The 11,878-nt window shown below is 33.7% G+C and carries 11 protein-coding genes; all 11 read right to left on the reverse strand.

Going from position 1 to position 11,878, the window contains the following annotated elements:
* Nucleotides 1-6: 6 nt before the first annotated feature.
* Nucleotides 7-561: a hypothetical protein gene (locus BM088_RS09210; RefSeq protein WP_091983038.1), complete on the reverse strand. Its 555-nt coding sequence runs from the start codon at nucleotides 559-561 to the stop codon at nucleotides 7-9.
* Between the two features lies 1 nt (nucleotide 562).
* Entirely contained in the window at nucleotides 563-1,711 is a 1,149-nt protein-coding gene (locus BM088_RS09215) for a hypothetical protein (protein ID WP_091983041.1), read from the reverse strand.
* Between the two features lie 3 nt (nucleotides 1,712-1,714).
* Nucleotides 1,715-2,620, reverse strand: coding sequence for a type II secretion system protein GspK (locus BM088_RS09220; protein WP_091983043.1), 906 nt, complete (start codon nucleotides 2,618-2,620; stop codon nucleotides 1,715-1,717).
* Between the two features lie 3 nt (nucleotides 2,621-2,623).
* Entirely contained in the window at nucleotides 2,624-3,325 is a 702-nt protein-coding gene (locus BM088_RS09225) for a PulJ/GspJ family protein (protein WP_091983044.1), read from the reverse strand.
* A complete protein-coding gene (locus BM088_RS09230; protein ID WP_281247157.1) occupies nucleotides 3,318-3,767 on the reverse strand; it encodes a PulJ/GspJ family protein in 450 nt (149 codons plus the stop codon). Before BM088_RS09230 ends, BM088_RS09225 begins: the two co-directional genes overlap by 8 nt.
* A gap of 2 nt (nucleotides 3,768-3,769) precedes the next feature.
* Nucleotides 3,770-4,216 carry a pilus assembly FimT family protein gene (locus BM088_RS09235; protein ID WP_177207999.1) on the reverse strand — a complete coding sequence of 149 codons (447 nt, stop codon included), beginning with the start codon at nucleotides 4,214-4,216 and terminating at the stop codon, nucleotides 3,770-3,772.
* A gap of 379 nt (nucleotides 4,217-4,595) precedes the next feature.
* Nucleotides 4,596-5,798 (reverse strand): type II secretion system F family protein, encoded by a 1,203-nt coding sequence (locus BM088_RS09240; protein WP_091983049.1) that lies wholly within the window; start codon nucleotides 5,796-5,798, stop codon nucleotides 4,596-4,598.
* Entirely contained in the window at nucleotides 5,798-7,450 is a 1,653-nt protein-coding gene (locus tag BM088_RS09245; RefSeq protein ID WP_091983051.1) for a GspE/PulE family protein, read from the reverse strand. Before BM088_RS09245 ends, BM088_RS09240 begins: the two co-directional genes overlap by 1 nt.
* The gene (gspG, locus tag BM088_RS09250; protein WP_091983053.1) at nucleotides 7,450-7,860 is read right to left on the reverse strand and encodes a type II secretion system major pseudopilin GspG; all 411 of its coding nucleotides are present in this window, start codon (nucleotides 7,858-7,860) and stop codon (nucleotides 7,450-7,452) included. Before gspG ends, BM088_RS09245 begins: the two co-directional genes overlap by 1 nt.
* A 191-nt stretch (nucleotides 7,861-8,051) precedes the next feature.
* On the reverse strand, nucleotides 8,052-9,101 hold the full coding sequence (gene wecA, locus BM088_RS09255; protein WP_245763786.1) for a UDP-N-acetylglucosamine--undecaprenyl-phosphate N-acetylglucosaminephosphotransferase: 1,050 nt from the start codon (nucleotides 9,099-9,101) through the stop codon (nucleotides 8,052-8,054).
* Between the two features lie 93 nt (nucleotides 9,102-9,194).
* Nucleotides 9,195-11,831, reverse strand: a complete 2,637-nt coding sequence (locus tag BM088_RS09260; RefSeq protein ID WP_425439293.1) for an SLBB domain-containing protein — start codon at nucleotides 11,829-11,831, stop codon at nucleotides 9,195-9,197.
* Nucleotides 11,832-11,878 lie beyond the last annotated feature (47 nt).

Below are 11,878 nucleotides of genomic sequence, written 5' to 3' on the forward strand. Positions count from 1 at the left end.
TTTTACTCAGGCTTTATTAATAACATATAACTGTAATGTTAAATTACCAGACAACTGGCCCAAAGTGTTCTCTCTTTGACCTTTAAAGCTCACATTAAAATTTTTAATATCAATCAACTTTTCATTATTTTCGAAGGCAGAAAATAGCTCTACTACTTGATTTGTTTTGCCTTTAATAGATAACTGCAACTGATAACGTTTTACAGATAAATCTTCAAAAACGGTTATTACTTGCCAAGCTATGCGCTCTATTTGAACCTTGTGTTTGGTTACCAAGGTTTCAAGCATTTTTTGCTGCTTGAGTTTAAAAGCAGATTCAGTTTGGTAAGGAAAAAAAAAGCTTTCCCCTACGCTGTTTATCTTTATTAACGAAGTATTAGCTTCATTAGTTTCATTTTTACTGGTTAATACACTAGTCATTTTTTGCTGTTTTTTTTCAAGTAGTTTAATACTTTGTAATTGTTTATTTTGCCAATCAAATATTGGCACAAAAATAAATTTGGCAACAATTAATACTGCCATAAAAGATAACAACAAAGCATGCTTTCTAAATTCAGCCACTTTACCTTTCCTCCTGAACTTTAACGCTTTGTATTATATTAGTATTAAGCCTAAAGCTAATAACAAACTCTTCTTTACCTCTATATTTTCGTGTAGGGAAGTCAAATTTAGCATCGGTAACTAAAACATTATTACTGATTATTTCTAATAAGCCTGTCGCTTGTAATGTTTTCCCTCTCAATACCATACGCTTTCCTGCCAAACGTACATTACTAAAAGTTGCTGTAGGGAAAAGTTCGGCCATTACCAACCATATCTCTGATGTGTTTTTTTGAGTATTTAAAAACGACTTTAATGCAGTGTATTGTTTTAGTTCAGTATCAAAAATAACTTGTTGCTCTAATGCGATTGATACGTCGTTACTCTGATTTGCTAAATTTTTCTCTAAATGATGTTGCTTATAAACTAAATAACCACTACTTAATGCTAAATACGTTGTAAATATTAATGAAAATGGTACTGATATATTTTTTAACAACTGCAGGCGATTTTCAACCTTAGGCATAGTTACAAAGCTTGAAATTAATGGTATCGCTTGTTTTAACCCAAACGCCAGCTCACTAGCAAAGCTTTGTTTATTAACTATTTTATCTAACTCAGCCTGTGCCACACCTACCGAAACAGCAAAACGTTTGCTTGAATTAATAACTGAATTATGCAGTAATGAGTGAATTAATTTATTACTTCGAGCAACATAAAATGGATTGTTAGCTTGCACATTTACAATTTGGTTATTTGTAGCTGTTAAAGCAAATAATAAGGTAATTGGAAACCGAATAAATGTTTCCGGTACAGCATTGTTAAAATGCCAACTATTAACCTGGCTTTGTGCGTTTTCATAACCCCATATATAATGATGGTTATTTTGACTGTTACTCGACTCTAGCGCTAATAACTTTTTGAGTTCTTTTTTATTATCTATTGGGTATTCTTTTGCCCACTCTGTGTAATAGCCTCTATTAACTATCATGATAGGCAATTTAAACGATTTATTATACTCAACTTGTGTTAGTTCTAATTCATTTTGTGCATTTAAGCTAAAACGCTTTAATTCACCATCGAAATAACAAGCAAAAGTACAAAATAATTTTTTAAAAGTTAAGGGTAAACTTGGAATTAAAGTTTCAATTTTAAGTTTATCTGCTGCCACTATTTATCCACGATTTGAAAATAAGTTTATGGGACTATTAGCCCCTTTTGCATATGGGGTAACTTCTATTGTTATATCTTTTAATACACTTGAATCACCTACTTTACTATTTAACTTAATACTTACAAAGTTAGATGGATAAAATATCATTCTGTCATCTTCATATAATCCAGTCAGTTCGCTAAAAGTATTCTTTGATAATTGATTGTTATCTCTTAAATCAATAACTTGCTTTGCAATTGTATTACTGGTTAATGCCCTTAATAATTCAAACGATGAATTAGTTGGGTTAAAGGTACTTTTTCTATACAAAGTTGTATTGTTTATCAATATGTTAAGTAATTCAAGTGTCATTTTATTAATATTTTTAAAATCATGTACATCTGGTACTGCACCATTACGGATCACATTATTATTTGATGACTCAAGTCCATTTATTCGTGGGATAGTATCAATATCCTGCCAATCTAACAAGCTATCAAATATTTGATTAGCATCTGATAATGAAAAATTCTGTGTCATTATCAAAGCTATTAATCTATTTCGGTTAGGAAATTGTGCATGAAGTAATGCTGACTGATCTTGAATTTGTGCAATGACATTACTGCCGACCTCAAATGGTTTAGCAAAAAAATTCCATTGTGATTGATTGTTCCCTTCACTCACTTTGAGATTGGTTAATGAATGCTTATTTTTAGTTAGTAAATAAAAAATCAATTCTGATTCTGTACTATGTACATTGATTAAAGCTTGCGCTTTATCATCTGCCCACTGAGCCATAGTAACTTGCTCTTTTGCAGTGTAAGTTAAAAACAAAGCTAAAACAGATAAAACACCGACAATTAATAAAACCTGTATTAGAGCTATGCCCGTTTGTAGCATTTGGTTAATATTTTTATTTATAGACATAAATTAAAGGCTACTATCAGGAAAATAAGCCGACAATCTTTTCTCTGAATTATTTTCAAGGGTTATTGGAATACTTAAACTTAGGTTTGAGCGAGTTAATTGTAAACTAAATTTTTCTGGCATTATTTGATTATTTATACCCGAAAAATGTGTATACCATTTCGCTTTCGTTTTAAAGTTTCTAGCTGCTTTATCATTTAAATGTGACCAACCATAATAATTAAAGTTGACCTGATTTAAATCTGTAAACAATGTAATTTGATGGCTAAAGTCAATAGACTGAGCAGTTCCTGTTAATAGTAAATTTTCGGTTGATACAGATTGATAAACGAGATCAACTAAGCCATTTTGCTTTTCTACTGTAGATAATCTGAAAACTTCAGGATAATCACCGCTAAATAAACCTGAGCGGCTTACCGCTAATAGGCTATCTTGTGCGCCTATGAAAAAAAAGGAGGGTTTGTGCTTATCATCTGTCACAACAAACGATTGCACACCTTCAAGTAGCCTTTGCACTAACTCTAAATTTCGAGCTATTTTTGTAGACTGTGAAAACTGACCAAGTTCTTTATTCCACCGTTCTGACATCATGCTATAGGTATAAGAGCCGGTAAATAACAACATGGTAAGTATTGAGATTGAAATCATTAACTCAATTAAAGTAAAACCAGTGTTTTTATTAGCTTGGTATTCCAATTTAGTCATTTAGCCAACTCAATTCTTTAAATTGATATTGTTTTACTAAGTTATTGCGTTTTAAAGTGAGATCAACTTGCCATAATTTATATTTTTTCGCAGGTACCATAAAACTACCACTATCTAGATCATATTTTTTGGGAGGCGATTTATGCTGTAATAAACTGGCTTGCCATTGATAGTTTACATCCCACATATTGGCTTCACTTTTGAGTTCAGTTAAGTTTGAATTACCTTGAGCACGAATGTCGTCTCTAATTGTGGCTAATACAGCCGGTAATACACCAGTTATGTTTATATGACCATCTGCCTTATCACTACTAATATAAGCGCCACGATACACCATAGATACCATAGCAATTGATGTAAATAAAATAACTGAAGCAACCAAAATTTCAACCAAAGTAAAACCAGATGTTTGTTTTAATAATTTCTTCTTATTTAAAATCATTTTCAATGGATGGTACTCACTTGCGTATCAAGAGGATCTTCGCCATTAACCCATTTTTTCAAGTTCAAAATTAAAGGTCTGCCCCTATATGTACCTTCTATTTTATCTATAGCTACAAAACCCTTTTTACTGTAATTTATTTCCTGTGGTTGAAAAAATAGTGATTCAAATGTTTTATTTTCAATTAAATTTTGTTCATCATCTTTTACATATAACTGTACATTTTTACCTGATAACTTAACAACATGTGCTTGCCCTGTACTAAATGCACGCGCACTGACTTTACGCAGCCAGTTTTTAACTGTCAGCATTTCTTGTTTGGCCTGCGCCCTTTCTAAACTATTAATTGCCAATGGCCCAACCATGCCCATTAATAAAGCCACAATAGACATCACTATCATGAGCTCGATAAGGGTGAAGCCTTTGTTTGAATTTGAATATTTACTCATGTTTCTCATTATTAGGTTCTAGGCTCTAGGCTCTAGGTTACTCAAAATTTTAATTCAAGCTCCCCTAGCATCTAGTCTTTTTTCTAGTATCTTTATTTTTCTAGTATCTTTATTTTCCTAATACCTTTGTCTTTTAAATTTGAATATAAAGTAAGGCTAAAGCCTCACCTACAAAAATTCGATAGTTAAAGCTTACTAACCCAAAAGATATCCTTGTAGGTTGGGCTTTAGCCTAATGATTTTAAGCTTAAATTTAAAACTGCTTAATGTCGTTATAGATTCCCGATAAAACAACTCGGGAATGACGCTACGTTAGGCTCGAAGTTAAATTCTTCTGCAATAAATAATTTAATACTTCGTTAGGCTGAAGCCTCACCTACTAAATTCCCATTTCATTTATTGAAACCATACTCATTAACATCACAACAACAACACCGCCAACAAAGCCACCCATAAATAAAATCATTAAAGGCTCAAGCAAAGTCGTCATTCGCTCGGTCCAGCTTTCAAATTCTTGACGTGAACGGTTGGCAATTTCATTAAAAACACGTTCCAAACTACCTGATTCCTCACCCACTTCAAGCAAAGAGACAAAAAAATCAGGATAAAGAGATGTTTGTTTCAGGGCTGGTGTTAATGCGCTTCCACCTTTAACTTTAGATTTGGCAATTTCCATTTCGCGTTTTAATTCAATATTTTTGATATTGCCTGCTGATAAGCCGATAGCACGATCAATTTGTACTCCAGCCTTAACCATCATAGCTAAGCCGCTATTAAAACGTATACACTCAACAGTGATCACTGCTTTTTTTATTATAGGTAGTTTTAAGCTTAAATTTTGCCACCACTTTATGAATGCAGGCTGTTTACTCGCTGCAACTAACCCAAAGATACTTGCAATAACTCCAACTAATAATAAGCCTTGATATTGGATCATCCATTCACTGGTAGATAACATGGCACTCGTGTACCACGGTAAGTTATCAACCTCATTAAACATGGCGGACATTTTAGGAATGATAAAGTTGAAAATAAAAAAGATACTCAGTAAACACACACAAAATATCACAACAGGATAAGCTAATGAACTGATTATTTTACGTTGCAGTTCTCGTCTAAACTTTAAATCTTTAGCAAGACCATCAAAAATTTCACTGAGATTACCAGATGCTTCACCCAATTCAATTAAGTTACAATATAAAGGGTCAAAAATATCATCATGCTCTCTTACTGATTCTGATAAACTTTTCCCTTTTTTTAAGTTATTACTTATATCTGTTAATAACTTAGCCAAAGCAGGTTTTGCTTTGGTTTTTTTAATAATATCAATTCCGCGGTCAATTCTTACACCCGACTCTAATAATAAACTCAGTTCAGCAGTTAAAAACTCAAGATCTGATAATGAAACTTTTTGCTTAAAGCCTAATATGCTTTTCCCAGCTTCATTAAAATCTTTTACTTCAGTAGGCAGCAACCCTTGTTGTTTTAATTCTGCAATAACTGAAGCTTTATCTATACCTTCCAATTGTCCATCAACTTTAGCGCCTGAACTGTCATATGCTTTATAAGTAAATAACGCCATTAGCCAGCTACTCTTACTACTTCATCAATTGTAGTTAAGCCTAAGATTGCTTTGTAAAACCCATCTTCCATTAAGGTTCTGCGTTTTAATTGTGCATTATGCTCTTTTGCTTTAGGTATAAAATCAGAGTCTTTTGGCATGGCTTTAATTTCATCATCACAATTTAAGTATTCTGTAACTGCCATACGACCTTTATAGCCTGTATGCGAGCAATGCTCACAGCCTTTACCATGAGACAATTTTATTTCTGGCAAATTAAATTTATTAGCCATTTCCTGCAACTGATACTTCTCAACCAAATCCAGTGCATCAGGATGAGGTTCGCTACATTGTTCACACACTTTACGCGCTAAACGCTGAGCAACGATTGAAACTAGCGCCGCATTTAATAAAAACTCTTCGACACCTAAGTCCAATAATCGCGTATAAGCACTTGCAGCATCATTGGTATGAACAGTACTAAACACTAAGTGACCTGTTAAAGCTGATTGCATTGCAATTTGGGCTGTTTCTTTATCTCGTATTTCACCTAACATTATAATGTCGGGATCTTGTCGTACTATGCTTCGCAAGCCAGCAGAAAAATCAAAGCCTATATCTGAGTTAACTTGTACTTGGTTTATACCTGGTAATTGATATTCTACAGGGTCTTCTAATGTGATTATTTTCACATCATCATTATTCAATGCATTTAAAAAAGTATAAAGCGTGGTTGTTTTACCTGATCCAGTAGGCCCTGTTAAAAGTACAACTCCCGCCGTGGTTTTTATATCTTCACGGATCATAGTTTCTATATCGTTAGATAAACCCAATACCGACATATCATATTGAACGTTATCTTTACGTAGAAAACGCAGCACCATAGATTCACCATCATTTAATGGTAATGCTGATACACGAATATCAAGTTCTTGATTGGCAATTTTCATTTCTATTTTGCCATCTTGCGGACGACGTTTTTCAGCGATATCCATTCCTGCAAGAATTTTTAAACGGGTTACTATTGGCAGTTGCATACGTGGGGCGAGCATTTCGGCTTCATGCAAAACACCATCAACTCTGAAACGTGCCCTATAACGACCATTAAAAGGTTCAAGATGCATATCCGATGCACCTTGCCTTAAAGCCCGTGTAATCAATGAGTTTAATAAATTAACTGTAGGTGCCTCTGTTGCAAGCTCCCTTAATCTGTCTTCTTCATCACCCAAAAACTCTTGTTCTGTTTCATTTTTAATTAAAGCATCGAATTTACTACTTAAAGCTAAAATATCAGCTTCGGAGGCAACATATATATCGGCTTCAATATCATTTTGACTGAGCCATTCATTCACTTTAAGCTCTAATGGAAAACGACATGCAAAAGACCAACAGTTATCTTTTATAAGTAAGGGTACCCAGTGGTTATCTAATAATAATGATAAATCCTTTTCACTTATTTTTGGTGTTACTACATCAAGCCATTGTGAAATATCAACTAAAGGTAACTCAAGGAATTGACTATATAATTGTGGTATTTGATCATCTGGTAAACTTCCCATATTAACTAAAATTTGCTCCAGCCTGCCACCGATTTTTTTTTGGTAATTTTCGGCTCGAGTTAGATCATCAAGAGATACAGAGAAGTTTTTCGCTAGCAGTTGGCTTAATTGCATTATTTGTGCACTATATCTGCATTATTATCAGTACCGCCTAACTTTCCATCAGCACCAAAAGACATTATTTTGTAAGGTTCGCCATTTTCACCTGGTACACTATACACATACGAATTACTCCAAGGGTCTAGTGGTACTTCTTTGGGTAAATAGGGGCCATCCCAGCGAGGTTTATCACTTTTTCTTAAATCTTCTAATTTCACAGGATAACTTCCCATATCTAATCGGTAAGTATCTAAGGCCGTTTCGAAGGCATTCATTTGAGCTGATGCGATACCTCTCTCTGCAGTGCCTAACTGATTAAAAAATTTAGGCGCAACTAAAGACGCTAATAAACCCAAGATCACAATTACAATTAGTAATTCAATCATGGTAAAGCCTGCCTGCTGTTTAATATTTTGTATTTTCATAATAACTTATATTTAAATGCACATAATAATACGCAAGATATTATCAATATTGCGGCCATGTGTCGATGGGATAAGGCCTAAATGAAGGTTTAGCAAATAATATTTAGTAACTGAATGTGAAAAATAGACTTCTTATATAAGAAATCTATTTTTAGAATAAAGAAAAGCTTTTAATTAAAAATTAATAATAACTAACCGTTCTCTGTTCTTTTTCGTCTTAAAAAACGGGCTATTTTCCAACAGTGTTGTAGGCTTGTAGAATAACCGATGAAAATCACTATGAATAATGAAAGCATAATAACATCCGGAATAGCAAGGACTTCCCCTAAGATACCTATACCACTCATAATTATTGCAAATACAACAATCGCACGCAATGCGCGTCTGGGGCTAAATCCCACCCTCATAAATATATGATGTAAATGATCTCTGTCGGCAGAAAATGGAGACTGACCTTTTCGCACTCTACGAATAATAATTGCTAACATATCCATTAAAGGCACAGCAATAATCCACAAGGCGGTTACAGGTCTAAAAGTAATACTTTCTCCCTGAGTACAAATCATTAAGAACCAGATAACACTTAAACCTATAAACATAGAGCCTGCATCGCCCATAAATATTTTTTTATTTCTGTGCCCTTTGATCCCTAAATTAAAAGCTAAATATGGGACTATTGTCGCTACAATAACTAAGGGGAGTGCTGCTAACGCAAAATGCCCGCTTAATAACATTAATACAAACACAGATACTAATGTGGTAATACTCAGTGAGCCTGCCAAACCATCGATGCCATCTATCATATTAAAAGCATTAATTGCTGCTATCACACAAATAATTGTGAATGGAATACCAAACCAACTTAAGTTTACCTCTGTAAAAAATAGTAATTCTCCCAAGCTTTCAATATAAACATCAGAGCCCCACATCATTAGTAGAGCAACTAATGTTTGAATGCTTAATCGAATTCTTACACCTAATTGACGATAATCATCTATCACTCCTAAAATCACTATCGCACCTGCACAAGCCAAATAGCTAACAACTTGTTTATCTAGCGGGAAAAAGATTAAGACAGAAAAAACCACAGCCATAAAAATGGAGACTCCACCAATTAGAGGGATTGCTCCTATGTGCTTTTTTCTTGTACAAGGTGTATCTACTAAACCAACTTTTATGGCTAATGGTTTTATCATTAATATTGAAATATAAGATGCTATAAAAGCAAAAAAAACAGTCATTGATTCACTAACCATAAAAATACTAAATATCCGATTTGATAGGTATTTTAATACATTTTGATTAAAATACCAGCATTGATTAAAGTTTATTCACTACAAACTAGAGACTGCAGCTGCGGCTAAACCTAATTGATAAACGATTTGAGTTGCAGTGCTCCAAAGAGTAAGTTTATCCATATGCTCAGTATCAAGAGGTACAACTATGGTATCGCCAGGTGATAAGTAAGTTGTATCTGATACTGCAAACCAACTACTTTCTTTTGGTAATTGCACCGAACCATTTGCTTTTATGATATAAATACGATCACTATCAGCTCTTTGCTTTAAACCACCACTTCTTTGTATATATTGCTCAAGTGACAAATTCTTTTGGTATAAATGTGATACAGCTAAATTTACTTCGCCAATAACATTAATAGTACTTTGTACAATGGGTACGTATAGAGTATCATCATTTTGCAATTCAACATCTATTGAGCCATCAAATACACTTGGTAAGTCTATAACTAAACGCCCTAAAGCTTCTACCTTTGATAAGTCATTCAATAATTTATTTGTATCATCATAGTTCATACTCGAATCAGTTACTGAGCTTTGAAAGCTTCTTGTTGCTATTTCACGTCTTAAGTCATTAGCCAGCTTAGATAACTGAGTTCGTTCTTTTAATCTGATAGATTCACGAGTAAAAATGGCTGAATTTGGTGCAGCTAGGTCAGTAAATCCGCCTGCTCGCTCTAATATACTACTTAGCTTTTCACCTCGTTTTATCGTATATTTGCCTGGAAACTTAACTTCTCCTACAAGTTGTATATACCTATCTTCTTGCCAGTTAGGCATGGTGAATATATTAATTGTATCTTTACTTTTTAGTAAATATACCGCATCGTTTTCATTGCGTAAATTTAGCTTTATATGTTCAATTCTGCTTTCTGTATCATTATTAATTCGTGTCACTTCTGCATTTTCAATATATGCCGACTCTAATAATCCTCCGGCAGCTTTAATTGCATGATCCATATTTGCGTTTTTAACTAATGGATAAATACCTGGATATCTCACTTTACCATTAACCGAAATTAACTCAGCTTCACGTCCGAATGATGATTGTTTCTGCAATTTGATAATGAGTGGTTTTAAAAATAATGTACGACCAAAAATAGACAACTCATTTTCTTTAACTTCTATTTTTTTACCTTTTAGCAACGCATTTAAATCAGTATCTTTATCATCGCTTTCTTCTTCTTCTGCTTCAATACCTAAAAACTCTTTATAATTTTCGGCTTCAAATGTTTGCCATTGTTGCGCTTTCTCCTGCTTATAAAATTCATCTTCCGTTAAAGCTAGACTGGATAAAACACGTTTTTCGTCTAGCTTTTGCTCGAAGCGACTAAATACCATAACAATGTCTCTAGGCTTTAATTTAATGTCATTTTCATCTTTACTCTCTAGTGCTTTAAGTAATGAAAACTGGATAACCTCTACATCTCCTTTTATATTTTTCTCTCTCACTATCAGAGAGTAATCAAAATCAGCTATGGGCAATACATCTGTTTTTAAGGAGTTAATCAAATTTGATACTGAGTCACCATCGACCCACTGATAGTTGCCAGGGTGTGCTACAGCTCCCATTAAAGTTACTGCGTTTTCAAGTTCAGTGGAAGATGCCTGAACTTTAATAACATCGCCATCTTGAGGTGTATAAGTCATGTCTTTTTTACTAAAATCTAAAGTTAATACCGTTTTAAAACTATTTTCACTATAGCGCTCTACTAAGGTTTTTTTAGGGTATGCATCCGCCTTAAATCCACCAGCCATACTGATTAACTGCTGTGCAGTCTCATTATTTTTCAGTTCAAAAATAGCTGGACGCTTCACTAAACCTGAAATAGTAACTTGCTTGTTTACTGTGGGGATAAATACAACATCGCCAGGTTTTAGCATAATATCTGATGAACTATCACCTTTAATAAGTAAATCGTACAAATCAAATTCTTGCACCACTTTACCTGCACGTTTTACTTGAATATTACGCAAAGAACCTATATCAGAAACGCCACCACTAACAAATAACGCATGAGAAACAGTTGTAAGAGAAGAGACAATATAGCTACCTGGTTTAAACGACTCTCCCAAAACCAAAATTCGCATAGAGCGTAGCTGTCCTAAAGATATAAAAGACTTTGCGCCAATTACTTCTTGAGATATTTTATTTTTAACTAATTCTTTGACTTCAACAAAACTTAAACCAGCAACAAAAACAGGTGTTAAATCAGGTATTGATAGTCGGCCTTCACGATCTACAACAACTGTATGTGTTAAATTTTCTTTGCCATATAAATTAATTTGAAATTCATCACCACGTCCAACAGTGTAAGTATCTGGTACAGCAGATATTTCACTCGGTGAAAATGAAGTCGGTTCACCTGCAAATAAATCATAACCAAAAGGTTTAATTTCATCTTTAATTGGTTTGTATTTTTTTTCTTCTTCCGATAATAAAGATTCTATTTCTTCCCTTGGTAAAATTGTAGGTTCAATTTCCTCTTCTTTTTCTGAACTATTATCTGAAAAATCTGATATATCTATGCCCATTTTTTTAGCTAAGGCTTTTTGTTGCGCTTTTGGTAGGCTTTTAAATTGTTCCATTTGCTGCTTTGTAGGCGTTGCAGCACTTATTGATGTAGATAACATCATGATGATACTGAAAAAAACAATATTCAAAAACTTCACGAAAATCCCTTAAAATTAAATTGAGCAAATAAAGTGCGCTATTCTAC

Source organism: Pseudoalteromonas denitrificans DSM 6059 (assembly GCF_900112265.1).
GTDB lineage: Bacteria > Pseudomonadota > Gammaproteobacteria > Enterobacterales > Alteromonadaceae > Pseudoalteromonas > Pseudoalteromonas denitrificans.